Genomic DNA, 20,009 nt, shown 5'->3' on the forward strand with positions numbered 1-20,009 from the left:
ACCCGATCGATTGCCGCGCCTTGCGACGCACACTCCTTGCTGTCCGGAATACGGATGAAACGGGTGCGTCACCGTCGCAAACTGCAACGAGGCAGAGGAACTGCCTGTATTTCCAACTGACCTACAAAGAGCTGCGAAAGCGTCGCCGCCTGCATGTATCGCGGCAGCTTCTTTATCCTTGTCAGCACATCGCGCAGCGTGCCGGCCGCGTTTTTCTGCATGGATTTCGAGACTTTGACCGCATCGAGGCCGAGTGTCTTGTATGCTATTCGCTGTGATTTCGTTGCCGCCTCGCCCTTGGTCAATGCCCGGCCCACATTGCGGAACGAAGTGGACGCCACCTCTGCTTGTGCACCCGATGCGATCATCGCCGAGCCGATCGCCGCCGTCTGTTCGGCCGTGAAGCCATACTGCTCGCCGGTGGCCCCGACGCGGTTCATATAGTCGAGGATCTGCGGGGCTTTCGCGGCCATATTGTTGGACAGATGGTTGATGGCGTCGGCCAGCGCGCCGGTGTCGGCGACGGAAAGGCCGAGCGCCGTCTTGAGCAGCGCCAGCGCGTTTCCAGCCTGGCTTGCGCCGATGTCGAATGCGACGCCGACCTTGGCCGCCATTTCCGTGAATGCCAGCAACTCGCCCGCCTCCATGCCGGCCGCGCCCGCTTCGGCGGCGATTGCGGCCAGCCCGGTCGCGGCGATAGGAATGCGCCGCGACATGTCGATAAGGTCGTTTCCCATCGCCTTGAAGGCCGCGGGCGTGGGGAAGTCCACCACCTTGCGCACATCGGCCATGGCCGATTCGAACTCAATGGCGGCCTTGACCGGAGCGCCTACCGCCTTCGCCAAGGCGTAGCCCACCGCCGCCGCCTCGACCATGCGCCCACGCATCGCGTCCAGCTGCCTGGAATTCCTTTCCTGCGCGGCCTTTAACCGGCCAAGGGTCGCCGCGATGCCCCGCGCCGGAGCCGTCACCCTGTCGATCAAAGAGACGATCAGGGAGGATGTCATCACAGCCATGATTGGACCTATCGGGATTTGGAGGGTGGACGATTTTCAGCGCGGATGACGCGGGAAAGGCTCGCGGAATAGTCGAGGAGCTTGTCGATATCCCATTCCTCGATCACATCGATCGAGGTGTGGAGATGGCGGGCAACGGCAGTTATGACGTCTCGCCACTGGACGCTGACACCGCCTTCTGCAGCTGCCCGCCCGCGGACTTTCCCATGAGGGGGGCTACCTTCTCACCGATCGTTTCCATATCCTCCCAGTCCAGATTCTCGATCACCTCGAGATCGACGCCCGCGAGTGCCGCAAACAATTTGTAGCCAACCCGCGCCTGATTTTCGTCGCCCTCGCCGACATAGGCGTCCACACTCTTCATACGGCGGAAGGTTAGGCTGGTGATTTCAGCGCCGGCATGTTGCACCGGATATTCGAGGGGAACCGTGACGGTCGTGACTTTTTTCATTGGAGTGTCCTGTCATGTTGAGGAAAGTAGAGTTTGGCCGCTCTCATCAGAGCGGCCGATGCGGTTCAGGCGCCGAGCGCCCGGCGCTCCGCCGCGAAATAGTCGACGCGCTTCGACCGCAACTCGCGTTCCCAGAAATCGACGTACCAAAGCTCATCTCCGTCGAGATGGAACTCGTAGTGGGTGACTTCCTTGAAGGAATGGGTGCAGCCGACGAATTCTTCCGGGCTCGCTTCGTCGGGCTCCCATTCGGTGATGGCGCCCTCGATGACGGCGCGGGCGGGCAATGAACGGTTCGTCTTCTTGTCCCGCACCGCGCCGGCGAAGGTCCACCGATCCCGCTGGCCGAAGCCATTGAAGATGTCGGTGTCGAAGCCCTTGATCTCGAAAGCCGGTTCGACCGGCTCGATCCGCGGAAGCGCGAAATCGACGCCCATCACGCCACCGGCCGGGTTGTGATTGGCCGTCATGAACTTGATCGCCGGGATCGTCAGCTTGGCGATTGTCAGGGCGCGAGACGAACCGGCCTGCTCGGCGCGGCGAACGTCCACCGCCGTCAGGAGGTAGAGAGACTGCATGGTCTGGTCCTTTCAGGATGAGAAGTGAAACGCGGCTGGCGAGGAGGCGCGTCAGGCCGTCGCGTTGAGACGGGCGACGATCTCGGCGACCAGCCCTTCGACTGCCGGCCGGTAGCGGCGGATTTCGTGGTTCGCGACCTTGAAGGCGGGAGCCGGTTCGATGCCGAGATTGACCGTCAGACGCCCGAGCCGGATTTCTTCCGGGCTGTTCTTGTCCTCGAGGAACTGGAGATTGTAGCCGAGGATATCTTCATCGGCCTTGTGGTCGCGCAGCATGAACTTCATGGAGTTCAGCCAGGCCTCGACGCCATCGGCCGTAATGCGGCGGCCAAGAAACTGCCGCGTGATCTGCATCAGCTTCACTGTCAGATAGTCGGAGCCGCGCACCTGGTGGATCTGCTTCCACAGTTCGCCGGTATCGGCATTGTCGGTGCCGATGAAAACGAAACCGCCGTCCGAAGCGGAGCCATCCACGCCGGTTTCGCCGGGAACGACGATCGAGACATTGCCTTCCAGCATTTGCTGGCCTTCCGTCGAGCCGTCGAGGAGGGAGAACGGGATCCGGCGCGAAAGGCCGGCGAGCCCCTGCACTGCCCTGTTGGCGATGGGATCGAACGGCTTGCCCTCATTGTCGTTGTCGACCCGGGCGAACAGACCGGCGATCCTCGGCCCCATCGGGCGGGTGACAATATTCTCCCCTTCATAAACGCGCGCGGCCACGCCGATCGGCATCAACCGTTGCGAATTCATGGTCTCACGCGCCGAGACCGCCTTGTCTTTCGCGGTGTCATCCACATCCACCGGCGCGATCGCCAGGAGCCGTTCGCATGCAGCCGCCAGCGCAATGACGACCGGATTGACCGTCTGCTCATCGGCGCGCCAGGCGGTGCGACCCGCCCATATGATGCGCGGTGTGGTGTTCACCGCGGAGGGAATATCGCCAGCGCTATCGAGAGCGGCCGCGATTGCCGCGGATGTTGCTGCAACATCTGCACCTTCAGCCACCCGCAAGACCGTAATGTCTGCACCGGCGTTGAGCCCGGAAAGCTGGGCGTTCACACCTTTTACGGCATCCGCCAGATATCCCGTGCCAAGGGCCGCCACCGCATCGGAATCGCTGGACGAGATCCGGACCGGCGTATCGAGCGGATAGGCTTGCGCCGACGCATCCTCGGAGGTTTCGATAAAGAGCATCTTGGAAAAATCCGCGCCGATAACGGGCAACGGCTCGTCATTTGGACGCGTGAATGTCATGCCGAACGTCGGTGCGGACATCGGATAGTCTCCTTCGGGTGTTTGGTTTAGCGCCCCGCCCACGGGCCGATTTCAGGCAACAAAAAACCCGCGCAAAGCGGGTTTATAATCTTGTGTGGCCAACGGTCGGTTTGTTTCAAGCCGATGCGTCCACGCCGATCCCCATTTTATCGATCTCTTCCGGTGTTGCCGATGCATCGAAAATACGGCATAGCTGCCGCAATTCGGTGGGGGTCATGTCAAACAACACTCTCTATTCTGTGCAGTGCGCGCGGGGGCTGGCGGCCTTTATGGTCGCGATCTTCCATATGCTTCCGATCGAAACGAAGTATGTGGCGCAGCAAGTTCTTCCATCTTTCTTCTCCTTCGGTCAGATCGGGGTGGATATTTTCTTTGTGATCAGCGGCTTTGTGATGGTGCTTACGACCGAGCAATCCCATCAGAGCATCGGTGCAATCGGCGAATTCATCCGTCGCCGGGCGACCCGGATTTTTCCCCTGTACTGGTTTTACCTATTGCTACTCCTGCCGATCTATTTCGCCGCTCCGCAGATGATAAATTCGGCACAGGGCAATCAGGTCGATTTAGTTGCATCGTTCCTGCTCCTTCCAAGCAACAAACTTCCGCTGCTCAATGTGGGATGGTCCCTGGTATTCGAACTATGGTTTTATATCGCCTTCGCGGCCATCTTGTTGATGCCTCGAAAATGGCTCGTTCCTACCCTTTTTGGTTGGGCGGCCCTTATCATTGCCAACTCGCTGCACGTTCGAAGCGGAGCTTCGCCCACCATCGATCTCGTGCTCAGCGCGTATTCTCTTGAGTTCATTTCCGGTGCAATCGGCTGCTGGCTCCTGCCGAAGGTTTCGCTTGGCACCGCACGTGCAGCCATCGTTGCAGGTTTTGCGGCACTGGCGGGGACACTGTGGTTCTTCGCGGCAGCTATCGACGTGATCTCCGTTGAACGATGCATTGCGTTAGGCGCGTCCATTGCGCTGGTCCTGACCGGCGCCGCCGCTTGGGAGCGCCATGGCGGATTGCGGAGCCTATCGCGACTAAAATGGACAGGTGATATTTCCTACTCGGTTTATCTGTCGCACGTTCTGGTACTGTCTGTGGTCGGAAGGACGTGGTTGCTGCTCACGGATCGAGCTGAAACCGGTATGCTTGCCACCTTCCTGTTCTGGTCCGCAGCCGGCATTCTTGTGATTGCAGCGGGACTATTCAGTTATCATTTGGTTGAGCGCCCTTTGATGGGCTTTTTTAATACCCGGAAGGTGAGCTCAACCGATCGTTCTCTTAAACCTCTGCAAATTCCGTCCAAACGGTATCGACTTGCTCGTCGGTCAATTCAAGGCCCGGAATAAGCTGCACGATGAGAGGGTGGAGGCGCCGAAACTCGGTTGCATACTGCCACTCGATCTGCGCTTGGCTCCGATCGGGTTCGGGTAACAATTCAATTGCAACTGATACCCCCTCCAGCTTGCCAAGGCTCAACAGGCCGAGCCTCAGTTGTCGAGCCGTAAGGTTTGGCATGACCGCTCTGGCTTCTTCGGGTGTCAGAGGAAGAAACTCCGAAATAGGGCCATACTCTCCGGCAACTCCCTTCTCCCAAATCTCCCGGCCATATTCGGTATCGCTATCTGGCACGGCGGTGAATGGCACCAGGCCGATGCCGTCCAGTTCCACCAGGGCATCAAATGCAGTCTGGTCATGTCTGGACCACTTAAGGTTTGAAACCGAAATCACCTCCATTTATGCGATCCTCCTGAACAAGCCCGCCAATACACTTGAAGAACTTGTGTCATTGTATGCTGGCCCGAGGTATCGCCAAGTTCCAGACGGCGTGTACAGGCTATAGCTTCCACCGTTTCCGCCGAGAGCAGTACCAGCGACCGGAATAAGACTGCTTCCAGCAATGATCGTGTTGGGGGCGATTGAACCTAGCGGTCCATTACCCTTCAAAATCGCCACGCATCCGACGCCATTCGTAGTGATCCCGGTAATTGTCGGCATGATAGCCGCGATCGCTGCGGCCTTCCGGTCGTCCGCGAATTCACGGGCGCGAAGCTCGATGCGGGCGCTAATAGCCGCCTTTGCGTTGGTTGATCCCCAATCTGACCATCCGCTGCCGACGACATTGCCATCGGTGTTGAGATAAGCGTCTCCGTCGGCGGCGTGTACGCGTCCCTGGACTACTATGTCACCGTTGAACCGATGGCCGATGAAGCCATTATCAGCGAAGTGGCTGATACGAGTTCCGCTGGCGTGGCCGATATAACCCGCTCTGGTCCCATCAGGTTTCAGAAATTCGACACGGCCGGGAGTGCCGCCGGCAACGACAAGCCGAGCCCCGCCAAGGTCCGAACGCTTCGCGGTTATGTTGCCGGTCGAACTAACGGTTGAGGCACTGAAATTCGTAATGGTGCCGCTGGCGGCACGGAGGCTATTAACCTCAAACTCGCCATTGGTGTTGAAATTAAAATACCTACTCCCGGCAACACGTATGCGCATCGCGCCGCTGGCGGTATCGCTATACAGTAGCCCCTTTTCATTGCCGTCTGCGTCTGTAAACCAGAAATGGCGATTGCCGTTGTTCTTTACCTGGAAGGCATTTCCCGTAGTAGTTAGGCTACCAGTTATCGTGCCGCCAGTCAGATTGAGCTTGGCATTGAGCGCCGCCTGAAGCCCGCCAATATCGCCGATGACAAGAGCCACCGCCCCGGTCCTGCCGGCGACCGAAAGCACGGCGTCGCTCGGCGTGCGCAACTCGACCCAATTGGCAAATGATGTCGCCGGAGAACGCGCCAGCACGAAGCACTTGTTGATGTCGGAGCGCACCGCGATATCGCCGCGCTGGACATTGAGCGCCAGCATCTGAGCCTGCGAGGACACGACGTAGGTATCAGTGATCGCCACTGCCGGAAGATAGGCTTCCGGGATCTTGGTATCGGCCCCGAGCGGAGCCACGCCATCGGCAGCACCACGCATCGCCTGGGTGAGGACCGGCGAACCGGCCGAGGTGATCGCGCCCGTCGCGGACATCGTGCCCTCGACGGTCAACGATGTCTGGATGGTCGGCGCTGTCCGCCTTGCAAAACGATCGTCGAGAAACTCCTGCAGGAGCCGTTCCTGCAACTGACTGTCGGGCACCACAGCGTTTTCGTCCAGCCCGGCATAGCCGTTCGCCTGCCCTTTCTCGGCCCGCGCCTGCCGCTCGTCCGAGATCTGCTTGACCGCCTCGTCAAACGCCGTCAGCGCGTCGGCGATCTTCTGGACCTCCTCACGCTGGATGCCGCTTGGGTTTGGCAGCGGTACTTTGAAATTCGGTGTTTCAGCCATCTCAAGCCACCTTCGAAGTTATCATGCGCAGGGATGAAAGCTCCGGCCGTGCGGCCGGCGTTCCGGTGAGCGTGATGCGGGTGCGGGCGTCCAGATTGGCCGCAGGATAGGCGGCGCGGACATAGGTCTGCTCGACCAGGCCGTCGCCGAGCTGCGTGGCGCTGAAGACATTCACGACAGCGTAATTGCCGGGCACACCGATCTCGACCTTGACGGACGAGCCGGTCGGCAGCAGCGCGTCGAACGTCGTCATCACCTTGTCGGCGTCAGTGGCTGTTACCGCGCGGGTCACATAATCGGCGGTCGGCTGCAGCTCGCCCTCGATGATCTGCACGGTCGGGAACAGGAAAGGCGTGACCTCGGCCGTGCCGCGCAGTAACGCCGAGACCTCGATCGTCTCGTTCTGGATATATTCGTCCAGACGGTGCGTCTGCGATGGCGAAGAGCGGATCACCTGCCCGTTGGGCCGCTTCAACAGGATCTCGATATCGGCCACCGGAGAGGGATATTCGACACCTGCCGAAACAATGATGTCGGACATCTTGGTCGGCTGGAAAGTGCCGATCGTCACCGTTCGTTCGGACGGCTCAAAGCGACAGGCGATGAGCTGGAAGACGAGATCGGCATCATTGTGCACCGTCCAGGTGCTGGCATTCGACGATGACAGCAGTACGCCGACGGTGAAGGGTTGGCCGGTGATGATCTCGTTGGTCGCCACGTCGATCTTACCGATCTGGGCAATCGCCAATGCGTGGTCGCCGTCATCGGTGAGCGCCACGAAGCAATATTCCCGCGCCGGCTCGAGATAGACGGGATAGCGGAAGCGGGCGGTGAAGAACGCACCTTCCTGAAGTTCAGCACCCGACACGAAGGCTTCGGCCAGCACCGTGCTCGTCGGCAGTCCGACATCCGTGGTTCTGATCTGCAAGAAAATCGCATTGGAGCGCGCCCCGATCGCCGCGCATTTCAACCTGACACCGGCGATGCAGCGGCCGCGCGTCAACGTGAATGTCTGCGCCAATGGATCGTGGTCGCCGCCGCTGCCGAACTCCGGTCTGGTCGGGCTGCGGGTCGAGGTGACCGGCGTGACATTGTTCACCTGCGTGACGTTCGTGGTGTTGTTGGTGACATTGGTGATGTTGTTGATCACCGTCGTCTGGTTGATCGGCTGCGGCATCACCTCGGTGGTGGTGGAGAGCGACGACGCAAGGCGCTGCTCCTCGACCGTGATCGTGCCGCGTCCTACATAGGAGCCAGCCGCCACCGTGCCGACGCTGCCCTGGAAATAGACCGTCTTGGTGCCGGTCGGCACCCCGGCCGGGATGGTGAACGTGCCGGTGATGACACCTGTTTCATCGGCAGGAAGGATGCCGGCCGGGACCACCTCGACATCGTCGAACCACATCTTTTCGAGAAGCTCGCCCTCGATAAAGCCCTCCAGCCGGAAATTCACGGCGCGGGCGCGGACAAACTCCGCCGCGCGCGTCGTCGTCCGTACCGTCTCGATGCGCTGCTCAAGCGATATGCCGGTGATGTACTCGCCATCGGCCGCCTCAAAGCTCTGCGTTTCCGGCGAGGTCCAGACGGTCTCGGTTTCCGTCCAGATGTCGGTCGAAGGCTCCAAGCTTGCTCGACCGGGCATCGGTGTGAAGGTCTGGTACGGATTGATCTTCATCGATCCGCTCTCGCGCAGCTGGCTGATGATGACCTCTTCCGTGAAGACGAGGTGCTCGATATCGGTAAGCGCCGGGAACTCATGCACCCTGGCATGGATCGGCAGGCGGAGCTTGCCGCCGAACGACGCCGCCGTCTGCGCAATGCCCTGGTCGCGCATATCGTCGTCGAGGAACGGATCGACGAAGACGCCGCGCTTTGCCGCGACCTCGCGCGAACTGGCGTCCGTCTTGAGCCGCTCCTGGGCAACAAGGTCGAAGAGGTCGATGACCATTTCCTTCAGGTCGGTCAGCTCCGAATACGGGATATTGCGCACCGCCGACTGGATCACATCAGGGGCAACGCCCCACTTGTTGACCACACGGGCAAGCTCCAGCCGGTTGCCGGGCACCACGGGCGGGCGGGCGCGTGACGTGGCGGAGGTGCCCTTGATGTAGACGAGCTGGCCGGTCGGCTCCATCGCGATCACATCGATGCGCGGCAGCTTATAGGTATAGTCGACAAGGATATTGGTGCCCTGCGCCGCGCCGGTCACCTTGATGCTGTCGCGCGTGACCTGATCTGGATCGATGTTCTCGTAATAGCGGTATTTGACCGTATAGGAGGTGCCGGGTGCCGGCTCGGCTCCGCCCGGCGACCAGTCGATCTCACCTTGGGAGAGAAGCCAGCTTGCCGGCGAAGTGTAAACCGTCGATCCAGCCTTGACCTCGATGATGCGCTCGGCGGAGGGATGCTGGAGCGGGTCAGACACGCCGGAGAACGCGCCATGCAGCACATTTTCGGTCACCTCCTTGATGATGGTGACGCGCTGCACCGCCGCGATCGGCGACTTCGACAGGGTAAAATCCTGCGTTCCGCCCGATGCCGTGGTGAAGGCGTGCGGCTCGGCCGAGATGGCACGCAGGTCCGGCTCCTCGGCAATGGCAAATCGCAGGCTCTGTGCGCGCGGCACACGGCGGCCATTGACGTAGGCAACACCTTCGGCGATCGAAAAGACCTGCTTTTCCTCGCCGTCGATCCCGAGCGCCGTAACGCTGCAGCCGGAATTGACAAAGCTCCCATTGCTCTCGCGGCTGTAGTTCTCGATCGCCTTGTAGATCTCGGAATAGTCAATGTTGGTTTCGGTCGTGATAATGGTGCCGTCCTGGACGGCATAGACGGCGATCAGCGGCAGGTCCGAGAGCTCGACCGAATGTCCCCATTCAACCGACATGGAGACACGCGCCGCGCCCGGCTCCATATAGGCTTCCGTACCTGTGATATCGCCTTTGAGCTCCGGCTCTTCGACATCGGTCACCAGCGCCTCGGAGCGGCGGACGCCGATCGCGTGACTGCCGGTGGCGGATAGCACGATAGTGCGCGCCGGCACGTCATGGACGAGGCCGGCAATATATATAGAGACGGCAGGCAGATCGACGCGGATCGTGCCATCTTCGAGCGGCGTCACCACCGGGTCGGGACCATCGACGATGCGGCCGTCCTGAAGGATATAATCCGAGACGCGCCGCAGCTTGTCGTCGGAAAGCGACTGCAGCTCGTTGAGTTCGGAGGACTGGAGAAAGCGCGGCTCGTCGGCGAAGGCGACCGCGAATTGCTTCCTCGCACGGTCGAAGCGATCAGAGAAACCGGGGCGTTTGATGATGCTGCTCATTTCACGCTCACAAGGTCAGGATAAAGTTGAAAGACTGCTCAAGCGTGCCGTCGCGGATAATCGAGTTGAAGCGATCAACCTGGATGAGCGTGCCGGTGACCGCCACATCGGCGAGCGGGATATACATCTGGCCGGCCGGCACATCCGGGTCGATTTCCACGCCGACCAGAATGCCTGTCTCGCGCAAGGTCGAACCGTTGGCATCGGAAAGGTCGAGCTTGAACTCCAGATATAGGTAGCGGGTCGGGTCATCGACGCGCAAGAATCGAGAGGTGTCCGCCATGATGATGTCGCCGGCATCATCGGGGGCGACAAATGAAATTTCCCGCAGCCGCGTCACGCCGACAGGGGCGACCAGCGCCGTATCGGTTGCCAAGGGTTCGGCGGGCACCGTATCCCAGGCGATATCGCCCGAGCCGACCCCGAGAAAGACCGGCACCTCTTTGAGAAGAGACGCCAGTGTCTTGCGTCCGCCGAGAGTGAATATCGCCATGTTCTAAGAGCCTTTCTGGACGCGGATGGCCGGAACGCCGAACGGCTCATCGAGCCATGGAGCGTTCGAGAACGGAACCGAGGTGGGATTTTCGTAGTCGGCAAGCGCCGGCGCGTTGGAAACGGTGCGCGAGGAGCGCTGGACGGTAGGAGCAGCGGCGTCGATGATGTCGGTCATCCGCATCCGCGAAGTTTCGATCACGCCAATGTCGCCGCCGCCCCACACATCAACGAGCTCGCGATGGTGATATCGCAGCGACAGCACCGGCTCGCCGGATGCGCGGCGGACACCGGACCATGAATTGAGCAACGCGCCGCCATTGAGGCGATGCTGGTTCAGCCGGAAACCGCGCTTGTCGTATCCGGCAGTGACGCGGGCGAACTCCGACCGCAATGGCTTCGAGGCTTTGGAGAGCGCCGTCATCGACGTCACGAAATCGGTATTGCGCACCTCGAACGGCAGGTGAACCTGGATCCACATGCCCGGTGATGAACGATCCCGATCGACCATTGCCATCAGATCGGCAAATTCCATGATCTTGCCCCAGGACGAAGCCTGCATCTGGCGCCAGGCCGAATGCAAATTGTCGAGCCCGTCGACGCCGCCGCCCTTGGTCAATTCATCCGTGAAGGCCCAAGTCAGCAATTCCTCAATCGTCTTCGTTTTCATTTTCCAGACCTTTCACCACTTGGCAGTAGTTTTTCGATAGTTTGCGATAGTTTGTATTGCCGTCGTTTGTTGAATGATTTCAGTTGGTTGCAGTTTAATTGCAGGAGTTGCGATAGTTTTGTCCCTAAAGTCGCATGGGAAATTTCATCCCCGCACCCCTTCTCACATCCCTTAGCCCTCCAAAAACTGGTGCAAACTATCGCAAGTCATTGATTTTCCTTCACTATTCTCGCTGTCTGAAGTGTCGCAAACTGGCGCAAACCGTCGCGACTATCGCAAAGCGAAATCCAACAAAATCAATACGTTGCCAGTTTTCAGGCGAAAACGGCTGGACAAGAAAGGGGTTGCGGGGAACGCGGGCGGTCATCGCAAATGCGCCTCCAAATCCTCGACGCTGTTGCCCGGCCTCTCCTGCGATTTCGGCACAGCGTCGAGTTTCAGGCCGTGATAGTTGACGATGCGCCCGTCCTCGCGCCGGTATTTCTTTTTCATGATCAGCCCGAAGCGGGTGAGCGTCACCGGCTTGCCGCCCTGATCGAGCGTGAAGTCGACATAGGCCTGATAGAACTCCTTGGCGGTCACCGAGCCATGCTCGTCCGGCATCACACAGCGGGCGCAGAAAGCCGCTGTCGGGTCCATCTCGTCGCGGTACTCCTGCGTCTTCGCCTTGACCGATTCCGGGATCACCAGCCCTTCGCGCAGGAAGATCTTCACCCCCTCGATCAGCCAGTTGAGGATGCCGGAATATTCCGGCTGGAATTCGGTCACCACATCTTCGAATTCACGCTGCTCCTTTTCCGCGAGCGTCACCGGCCAATGCACCACGGCCATGCGCCGCCAGATGCCGTTATCGGTGCCGCTGATGCGCGGATAACCATTTCCCGACATATGGCCGGTAAAGATCGGCTTGAAATCGAAATAGCCCTGGAAGAGATCGCGCACGGTGAAATCCTCGCCGCCCGTCAGATCCTTGACCAGGTTCTCGCGCAGATCCTCGCCTTCGGGCAATTCCTTGACGCGCAGGAAGCGGCGGCCATAGAGCCGCGCCATGTCAGGGTTTGCCGCGCCGGCGCCCTTGCCTTCCCCGATGAACGATTCGGAGGGAAGCGTCACAGCCGAATCTCCAAGCAGCCGGCACAGCGTCTCCATGTAGACGGATTTGCCGTTCGCACCGAAGCCATAGTGGAAGAACAGCTTTTGCACCGTCAGCCCGACCAGCCCCAGCCCCGATGCGATCTGCACCATGCGGCGCACATCGTCGATCGGCAGCATGCGCTCCATGAAGGCGTCCCATTTCGGGCATCTCGCCTCCGGATCATAGGCGACCGGCACGATCTGCGTGATCAGATCGCCGCGCTGGTGGCCCGGGATAACGTCGAGCGAGGCGCCGGTCGCCATGATGTATTCCGGCAGGTCTTCGCGAATATCGTCGGGATCGTCGAATGCCGGGTTGCGCTGCCGCTCGGCCGACTTGCTGAAGATCAGCGTATGCCCCCGCACCGCCACCTTGAGCGGATCGGCGTTGAAGGCATCGGGATTGCGCATGATATGTGGCGCTGCGCAGACCAGCATCGCTTCCAGCCGCCCCTTGTTCTTCGAAGAGACGGCATGATCCATCCGCCGCTTGCGCCGTTTGGCGAGGTTCTCCAGGGCATTCTCGGCGGATTTCGCCAGCTTCTTTTCCGCAGCCGTCCGCTCTTCCTCCGCCTTGTCCAGCGCCTTTCTGCCCTTGTCGACCGCCGCCTGCTCCGCAGGCGTCATCTGGATGAACTCGGCCTCCATCGCGATGCGCCCGCCCAGGCGCTGCGCCACGGCGAGTGAGCGGGGATCGCCCGTATCGATATCCCAATGGGTTCCATCCCAGACGGCATAGGCGGCCTTGCGGGCTTTCGATTGCGCCACGACAAGCAGGTCCTCGCCGAAATGCCTCAAAAGCCGCTCCGCATTGTCGGTATCGGAATGGTCGAGGCCGGCGCAATATTCGACGATTTCCTTGTCGACCTTGCCGTCCTCGCGCATGGTGGCTTCCGGCTCACCATCATAACCTTCCGACTGCCAGTCTGCAGGCCGCGCTCCTTCTGAAACGGGGTTGCGGGGATTGTCCGCCGCCCGCGCCTGCCGCTCGGCCTCGTCAAGCATGGCCTTCACCGCGGCGGGAATGTCACTCTTGTCTTTCTTCACGCCGCACCCTCAAACTCTGATCCGGCCTCGGCCATCATTTCCGCGAAATCCTTGCCATGGCGCCCCCAGACGATCGGGATCAGCCGTCCCGGCCGGGAGAGCCGCTTGCGCGCCCGCGCCATGGCCGAAGCCGTCATGATCCGTTCCGAATCGGGATCGCCGAGCAGCACGAGCTGGTCGACGTGGTCCGCGACCCACATGGCATCGTCCGGCGTCTGATCCGGTTTCGGCACAGGCCCGGCGACCATCAGCGGCCGCTCGCGGCCTTTGCGGTCGGTCACCGTCAGCGTCGGGTGTGCAAACCGTGATTTCGGATCGGCCGGTCCCGCAAGATTGCCGAGATCGCCGGCCGCGAAATAGAACGTGTCGGGCCGGAACTTCTCCCACCGCCCAAACGCGGCCCCGTTCTCGATCCCCTCGCCGCCGACCCAGCGCCTGGCCGAGGGATCGCCGGCAAGCGGGATCAGCCCGCCCTTTTTGGAGCCGCGCATCTTCTTGGCCGGCAGATGCTCGTAGAGCTTCACCTCGACATCGGCAGCGGAAGGCGCTGCATCTCCGAAGGCCCAGGGCGCAATCCCGGCCTTCTCGCCCTCTTTCGTCAGGCCATAGAGCACCGGCCGGTACTTCGGAGGGCGGTCGAGATCGATCCAAGTGATGTGGCAGCCGATGATCTCTGCATCAGGGCCGATGAATGGCGCAATCATCGCCGCACCGGCATAGAGCGAATGCGGCTGGCCGTTCTGGTCTTGCCCGTGCCAATAGGTGACAGACGGCGCGACCCTCAACCAGTCGTCATCGGTATAACCCGCCCCGCGACGCTGCAGGTAGAACCGGCCATGCATCATGCCGGCTTTCCAGAGCGGTTCGGCCCGGCCGTATATGCCGCGCGCCTTCTTGCGCTCCGCCTCGCGGAAATCATGGGCCTGGCGTTCCTGCTCTTCACGTGCATTCGCGTTCTCGCGCCGCTTCTGCTCGACACGGTCCAGTCTTGCCGCCCGATCTTCCTCGCTTTCGCGCTCGCCGCCTTCCGGAACGGGCCGGCCGGTCAGGATGGAACACGCCTCGAGGAAGCCATCGCGGCGTCTGATGTCGAGCCCATGAACATGCGCGGCCATGCCGATCGCATCGCTGCCGCCCACTCCTCCATGCCGGCAGTTCCACTTGTTCTTCTGCGAATTGAAGGCGAAGCCATCCCGGCCACCGCATAGCGGGCATGGCTGCGGATGCTCGTTTCCCCGCGCCCGAAACTTGAGCCCGAGCGCCTGCGCGGCGTCTCCGATAGAAACGCCGCACGCTTCCTCAATGAATTCATCGATGGCCGAGGTCATGACCACTCCCCCTGCAATTCCGTCATTGCAGTAGGTGCTGCCCGCCTGCTAATCATCGGCGCATGGGGGCGGTCAATAACGGCAACGATGACAAGAATCAGGACGCCAATGGCGCCGATGTGACGATGGTGGTGATTGTCGCCATCGTCGCGGCATGCGGCGTTGCCGTTTTGGCTCACATCTACGAACTTCCAGGACTTGCGCTTCGGGAACGGTACGAAATCCTCCGTAATGTCGGTCTTCTGGTTCTTGGTTTTATCGGCCTTCCTCTCGCTATCTGGCGAAGCGTTGTTGCCGCGCGGCAAACAACAGAAGCGATCAAACAAGGCAGGCGTGTCGAAAAGCAAATGCTCTTTACCGAGCAGCAGATAGCTGCCGCAGAAGAGAATAACCTCGCCGGTATCCTCGAAAAAGCTGCCTCGTTGGTCGCGGAGAAGAACAATGCGCGAATATCTGCGGGCATCGGACTGCTCCACTATGTGGCGACGGCGAATAAAGCTACATTTTCCCGCGAAGCAACCGACCTTCTCACTGATTTTGTCGATGGCAAAGAGCTTATAGATGGCGAACCGCGTGTACTTTTGCGGGCACTTGAATATTTGAATGAAATCGGACGCAAACGCCCTACGCCTGTTATTGTATCCGTTACCGTCAAATCGGGAGATGTGCCTTTCCGCCATCTGGCGGGCGTCGCATACAACGATTGCGAATTCGATGGAGAGAACCTCCCTTTGGACGGCACAAACACTCTGAAAGATTGCCGCCTTACAGACTGCCGAATTGGCGGTTGGAACTATATGGTCGGTGATATCAAAATCGAGAGAAGCGCAATCAGAACTCTGCGCATCCAGCAGTTGAGGACAACCAAAGTTGTTCTGGATTACTGCGACTTTACCGGATGTCGGCACATCACACCCGGAGCGAGCCTTCAATTCAAGAATTGCTATTATGATGTCGATCATCCGCCTGTGAGGAAAATACTCAAGGAATTCGGAGGTCAACTCGTGGCACGGGATCCGAGTGACGAATTCGAAGATATCGACGAATAGTTTCATTCGGCCGCCTCCGCCGCGCAATGAAGGCCGCACTCAGTGTCGTATTCCTCATTCTGCGGATCGAAGAGTTCGGGAGAACGGCGCACCTCATTGAGGAGCGCTGCATAGCGGTCGCGTCTATCGAAGAAGCCGCCCGTGAGGCGCTCCTGTTCAGCCCACCAGTCGGCGCGGCGTGGATTGTCGCGGATAATGCGCTTGCGGAGACCGCGGCCCTTCAGGAAGCACAGATCACAGTTCCCTTCCCACGGCTCCAGGCCGAGATCGAACGGCTGATCAGCCCAGAAGGCCATGACATCAGCCTTGGTGATCTTTGCCTTCGACAAGGGGTAGAGGCAGCGGCGGTTGAACTTCTCTGCGTTCTCCAACCCCTTGAGGGTGCGCATTCCCTCGTCATAGCGAAGTCCGATGACTTCGGAATATTCACCGGATGGCCAGCCGAGCGATGCAGCGAAGTCATTGAGGACCTCAATTTTGAGGTGTTGGGTGCAAAAGCGAGCCTGCCAGTTAGGCAGATAGCTTTTCCCCTTCACCAGTTCGGCGAACGGTTCTCCGTTGCGACTGGCACTGTTGAACCCAACCTCTTCGAATGAGGGTTTGCCTCGCCGCCATTCAAGCCAATGCACCTGGACGCCCCACCGGCTTCCGCACTCATAGACGAACCGCAGCGTTTCCTCGCGTTCCTTGCCTGTATTGGCAAAGGCGACGATCACGTCGTCCGGCAGCTTTCCGTCATGGGCGCGTAGGATCTCGTGCAGCATGTAAGCTGATGTACGGCCGCCGCTGAAGCTAACGCGCGCTGGGCCGGTAATGAGGTAAGGGTTCGTCATGCTGTCCCCATCAGCCTGAACATCGCGCACATGGCGCTAGAGATCGTTGCATATACGACAAAGCGTTTCATTCCGCCGCCTCCCGAAACGTGGTTTCAGCCCAGTGAAGCGGCGGTCTATAGTTGGCTACGATCACGGCAGCCGCAGGCTTCTCGCAAACGGAATTGCCGATTTTGTGCCGCTGCTCTGTTTCGGACAGCGGCTTGCCATTGAAGATGGGATCAAGGATGAAACTATCCGGGAAATCCTGCGCCCGGGCGAGTTCGCGCGGCACCAGCATGCGCATGCCGATATCGACGATGACGAACACGGTCCCTCGGATTGAAATCGTCACGATCTCGCCGCCGTCCCAACATCCGTGCGCACGCAAGAATTCGGCAACCTGACGCGCTCGCGCCATCTGAGCCTCGGAAATCGGGGGAACGGCAGCGTCCGCCTCGGTCAAGCCGAACCGCGCCTTGGTCGGCACGGTAAGCGATGGGGCGTCGACCCGCGCATGCTGACCGCCGGTCGAATAATAGGCCGTCATCAATGGAAGTGTCACAACGGCAGAATGCTGACCGGAGGCGCATACCGCAGGGTGCGCGTCTTCGCATGAGCCGTCCCGGCGTTCACTGCCCTTCAGTGAAAGCATATGGGCGGCGACCACCCCTTGTTGCGCGCCTTCGAATGTAATCGTCGAGAGTGGCACTCCGGCCGGTCGCCCCGGATTGACGCCAGTAGCACGGCGGCTGTCGCTGTTATGCTGCGCCAAATAGACGGCCGCCAGGCTCCCTTGGTTGCCATCCGGCACCGGCGTCGGCGTTGGCCGCTCCACGCTTGCCGTTCGGGGTTCTTGGCCATCTCTCTCGCCGTATCGCGGAACAAGGTACGGTACGACAACCTGGTTCTGATCACCGTCGGATGCAGAAATCGTGTGAAGCGGCTCCTTCGCGGAACGATTGCCGCCCCCGTGCTGGCCGCGAGAGACGAACGGCACAGCTGCAGTTTCAACGACGCCTATCGGCGACGCTCCGCCCGGACGCTTCAAGAAGCTATTGGCCGTCACAGTTGCCAGCGGTTCCATTGGGGATCTTCCGGTGCTGTCGCCTCTAAAGATGGCGACATGTGGAACCACAAGCCCACGCGCATCGCGCGCAACTATGAAGGCTTCATCACCGGCATCAATCACATGGCGCTTCACACCAAAAGCAAGTCTAGCATCCGTCTTCGGGGCCAATGGCCGCACGACGCGCCTGCCCGTTCGTTTGGCGTATTCCCGCCCTTCTTCCTTTGTCATGAAGATCGAAGGGCAATCCAGCGACCAATCCAAGATGTCGGCTGCTACTGGCCATGGCTTGCGCTCGCCAGACAAGACGAAGTGAGACTTCGGATCGCCATGCGTCGGCTCAGGCCATTCGACGGGCATCCCGTCTCTTCGCGCCACAAGTTTGAGCCTCTTGCGAATGGTCGGTGAGCCATATTCACAGGCAACAACCTCTTTCCAGCCTATCGAATAGCCGAAGCGCGAGAGTGCATGCACGAACTGGTGGAAGGTCCAACCCAACCGATCAGGATCGCGCATGAACCCTTGGCCGTCCGGACGCTCGATCAGCGGTGACCATTTCGCAAAGGCGCTGACATTTTCGAGACAAATGATCCATGGACGTTGCCAATCGGGCAATTCCTTGAGCCATTTTACCGCGACCCACGCAAGGTCGCGGACGGCGCGGGACGTGATCGGGCCACCCTTGGCCGGGGAATGATCGCGGCAATCGGGAGAAAGCCATAGCAGCCCGAACAAATCGTCGCCCAGCGTCTCGCGCATCGAGACCTGCCAAACATTGACGGGAAGATGGGTGGTGTCCGGATGGTTCACAGCATGCATGCAGAGCGCGGCGTCGTCGTGGTTTACTGCGAAATCCACGTCGAGTGGGTGCCCTGCCGGCAGCAATTCCATGCCGTGGAGTTGCTGGAGAGCCAGCCGTATACCATTCGATGCACCGCCCCCACCCGCGAAGCTGTCGACCACACGAACGCGCCGCGTTGCATTCTTCGCGGGCGGAACCTCCGGAAACGGCGCCTTTGCAGCAGGATAGGAGCCAGGGCATGGGAGGCAGCGCCAGCGAGCAGGTACGGCAGCTCTTGCCTCTCCGAAGAGATCAGCGACATGCGTTGCGTCGCCCCTGGCGAAGGAATCGATGATCAGCGGCCGGGTCATTGGGCAGCCTCACTGGCGGCATCGTTGGGACGCATTCCATCAATCTTGAAGGGGCTGAAAATGGTATTGAGGCAGTCGCGGATCTTGTCTTCAGACATGCCGCTCGCCTCGCGCATCTGCTTGCGCGTCAGGCCCATTTCCTGAAGGAGAAGCAGCCCTTCGATCTTCATGGCAATGTGCAGGTCCTGGAAACTGGCCGGCGTGATGCAGCCGGGCTGACCGAATGTCGCGCTCATAGGTAAGCCATCCTTCTGGATTTCAGATCGTCATGGAGGAAAAATTCAGGGGACCGGTCGAGCCATCGGCATATCGCCTCAAGCGCCTCGCGCCCGATGCCGCGCCCACGGATTACCCGGTGGATATCGTCGGGCGGCACATCGCAGATCTTCGCCAGCGCGCCGATGGACAGGCCGGCCCGTATCCGCGCGGCATCCGCAAACATGCCGAGCACTGCAAAATCGATCCGGTCTATCGGAAATGTCACGTCCCCCTCGCCAAGCATTATGGTTCCTCGCCCCAATAATTCGGATAAAAAAATCCGAATTCCGGAAAATAACGTCCGATTTCATTTGACAATGGGTCAAAAATATCCGATTGTCTATTTATCGAAACGGAGAGGTAAATGGACAAACGGGACCGCTTCATCGCCGAATTGAGAGACGAAGCAAAAGCGCTGGGGCTCATCTTCAAAGTGAGCAAAAGCAAAGGAAAAGGCGGACACGCCACGGTCTGGATAGGGGACCGCTTCACGACACTGCCAAGCCGTGAAATCGACCCCAAGACAGCCGCGAAAATCAGGAAAGGGCTGGGGCTCAAGTGAGCCCCTCCCTCCACACCAAACACCGAAGGGCTGGAATTATGAGAACTTATGCTTATGCGGCAATCTTCGAGCCGACGGAACGCGAGGGCGGCTTTGTCGTCACCTTTCCGGACGTGCCGGAAGCCATAACGGAAGGCGACGACATGGCGGATGCGCAGGTCCAGGCGGCCGATGCGCTTGGCGTCGCGCTGCTGACCTATCTCGAAATGGGGCGCCCTCTCCCCATAGCCCGGGCGCATGGCGAACTGATCTCGCCGAATGCGGGCATCGCGACGAAAATCGCGGTGATCGAAACCTTCCGCACATCGGGCATCACCCGCGTCGAACTCGCGCGCCGGGTTGGCAAAGACGAAAAGGAGGTCCGCCGGCTGCTCGATCCGGCGACGGCAACCAAGCTGCCGCTGATGACGGCGGCGCTCGCCGCCATGGGGCAGCGTCTGGTCATCGGGCTGGAAGCCGCGGAATAAGGAGGC

19 protein-coding genes are annotated in these 20,009 nt (G+C 60.2%); 4 read left to right on the top strand and 15 right to left on the bottom strand.

Annotated features, from left to right (window positions below; all coding sequences use genetic code 11):
* Positions 1 to 68 precede the first annotated feature (68 nt).
* The 4 genes from C5748_RS16125 to C5748_RS16140 form a co-directional block, all read right to left on the bottom strand.
* The gene (locus tag C5748_RS16125) at positions 69 to 1,016 is read right to left on the bottom strand and encodes a phage tail tape measure protein (protein WP_105742964.1); all 948 of its coding nucleotides are present in this window, start codon (positions 1,014 to 1,016) and stop codon (positions 69 to 71) included.
* A gap of 142 nt (positions 1,017 to 1,158) precedes the next feature.
* A complete protein-coding gene (locus C5748_RS16130) occupies positions 1,159 to 1,467 on the bottom strand; it encodes a phage tail assembly protein (protein WP_105742965.1) in 309 nt (102 codons plus the stop codon).
* A 65-nt stretch (positions 1,468 to 1,532) separates the two neighbouring features.
* Entirely contained in the window at positions 1,533 to 2,045 is a 513-nt protein-coding gene (locus C5748_RS16135) for a phage major tail tube protein (RefSeq protein ID WP_105742966.1), read from the bottom strand.
* Positions 2,046 to 2,096: 51 nt separating this feature from the next.
* Complete coding sequence (locus tag C5748_RS16140) at positions 2,097 to 3,320, bottom strand: phage tail sheath protein (protein WP_105742967.1); 1,224 nt, start codon at positions 3,318 to 3,320, stop codon at positions 2,097 to 2,099.
* 17 nt (positions 3,321 to 3,337) lie between these two features.
* Here C5748_RS16140 and C5748_RS16145 point away from each other — a divergent pair, with 17 nt between their 5' ends.
* The gene (locus tag C5748_RS16145) at positions 3,338 to 4,663 is read left to right on the top strand and encodes an acyltransferase family protein (RefSeq protein ID WP_158259869.1); all 1,326 of its coding nucleotides are present in this window, start codon (positions 3,338 to 3,340) and stop codon (positions 4,661 to 4,663) included.
* On the opposite strand, the gene C5748_RS16150 is transcribed toward C5748_RS16145, so the two are convergent.
* The 7 genes from C5748_RS16150 to C5748_RS16180 all read right to left on the bottom strand — a co-directional run bounded on the left by C5748_RS16150 (position 4,596) and on the right by C5748_RS16180 (position 14,634).
* A complete protein-coding gene (locus C5748_RS16150) occupies positions 4,596 to 5,051 on the bottom strand; it encodes a hypothetical protein (RefSeq protein ID WP_105742968.1) in 456 nt (151 codons plus the stop codon). The two genes, C5748_RS16145 and C5748_RS16150, sit on opposite strands and share 68 nt — an antisense overlap.
* Positions 5,052 to 6,638 carry a hypothetical protein gene (locus C5748_RS16155; RefSeq protein WP_105742969.1) on the bottom strand — a complete coding sequence of 529 codons (1,587 nt, stop codon included), beginning with the start codon at positions 6,636 to 6,638 and terminating at the stop codon, positions 5,052 to 5,054.
* A 1-nt stretch (position 6,639) separates the two neighbouring features.
* Positions 6,640 to 9,963: a DUF4815 domain-containing protein gene (locus tag C5748_RS16160; protein WP_105742970.1), complete on the bottom strand. Its 3,324-nt coding sequence runs from the start codon at positions 9,961 to 9,963 to the stop codon at positions 6,640 to 6,642.
* A 7-nt stretch (positions 9,964 to 9,970) separates the two neighbouring features.
* Positions 9,971 to 10,456 (bottom strand): hypothetical protein, encoded by a 486-nt coding sequence (locus C5748_RS16165; RefSeq protein ID WP_105742971.1) that lies wholly within the window; start codon positions 10,454 to 10,456, stop codon positions 9,971 to 9,973.
* A gap of 3 nt (positions 10,457 to 10,459) precedes the next feature.
* Complete coding sequence (locus C5748_RS16170; RefSeq protein WP_105742972.1) at positions 10,460 to 11,125, bottom strand: hypothetical protein; 666 nt, start codon at positions 11,123 to 11,125, stop codon at positions 10,460 to 10,462.
* Between the two features lie 363 nt (positions 11,126 to 11,488).
* Entirely contained in the window at positions 11,489 to 13,306 is a 1,818-nt protein-coding gene (locus tag C5748_RS16175) for a DNA primase family protein (RefSeq protein WP_245581836.1), read from the bottom strand.
* Positions 13,303 to 14,634, bottom strand: coding sequence for a DUF7146 domain-containing protein (locus C5748_RS16180; protein WP_105742973.1), 1,332 nt, complete (start codon positions 14,632 to 14,634; stop codon positions 13,303 to 13,305). Before C5748_RS16180 ends, C5748_RS16175 begins: the two co-directional genes overlap by 4 nt.
* 62 nt (positions 14,635 to 14,696) lie before the next feature.
* Between C5748_RS16180 and C5748_RS16185 the strand changes: the two genes are divergently transcribed.
* Positions 14,697 to 15,683 (top strand): hypothetical protein, encoded by a 987-nt coding sequence (locus tag C5748_RS16185; protein ID WP_105742974.1) that lies wholly within the window; start codon positions 14,697 to 14,699, stop codon positions 15,681 to 15,683.
* 2 nt (positions 15,684 to 15,685) lie between these two features.
* On the opposite strand, the gene C5748_RS16190 is transcribed toward C5748_RS16185, so the two are convergent.
* From C5748_RS16190 to C5748_RS16205, 4 genes are all read right to left on the bottom strand, one after another.
* On the bottom strand, positions 15,686 to 16,516 hold the full coding sequence (locus C5748_RS16190) for an adenine nucleotide alpha hydrolase family protein (protein WP_146119541.1): 831 nt from the start codon (positions 16,514 to 16,516) through the stop codon (positions 15,686 to 15,688).
* A gap of 67 nt (positions 16,517 to 16,583) precedes the next feature.
* Complete coding sequence (locus C5748_RS16195) at positions 16,584 to 18,527, bottom strand: DNA cytosine methyltransferase (RefSeq protein WP_158259870.1); 1,944 nt, start codon at positions 18,525 to 18,527, stop codon at positions 16,584 to 16,586.
* 185 nt (positions 18,528 to 18,712) lie between these two features.
* Positions 18,713 to 18,952: a hypothetical protein gene (locus tag C5748_RS16200; RefSeq protein WP_105742977.1), complete on the bottom strand. Its 240-nt coding sequence runs from the start codon at positions 18,950 to 18,952 to the stop codon at positions 18,713 to 18,715.
* Positions 18,949 to 19,200 carry a helix-turn-helix domain-containing protein gene (locus tag C5748_RS16205; protein WP_210204474.1) on the bottom strand — a complete coding sequence of 84 codons (252 nt, stop codon included), beginning with the start codon at positions 19,198 to 19,200 and terminating at the stop codon, positions 18,949 to 18,951. Before C5748_RS16205 ends, C5748_RS16200 begins: the two co-directional genes overlap by 4 nt.
* Before the next feature lie 138 nt (positions 19,201 to 19,338).
* On the opposite strand from C5748_RS16205, the gene C5748_RS16210 reads away from it, so the two are divergent.
* On the top strand, positions 19,339 to 19,536 hold the full coding sequence (locus C5748_RS16210; protein WP_105742979.1) for a hypothetical protein: 198 nt from the start codon (positions 19,339 to 19,341) through the stop codon (positions 19,534 to 19,536).
* Positions 19,537 to 19,574: 38 nt separating this feature from the next.
* Positions 19,575 to 20,003 (top strand): type II toxin-antitoxin system HicB family antitoxin, encoded by a 429-nt coding sequence (locus C5748_RS16215; RefSeq protein WP_105742980.1) that lies wholly within the window; start codon positions 19,575 to 19,577, stop codon positions 20,001 to 20,003.
* The last annotated feature ends 6 nt before the right edge of the window (positions 20,004 to 20,009 follow it).

Source organism: Phyllobacterium phragmitis, assembly GCF_002980495.1.
Classification (GTDB): Bacteria; Pseudomonadota; Alphaproteobacteria; order Rhizobiales; family Rhizobiaceae; genus Paramesorhizobium; species Paramesorhizobium phragmitis.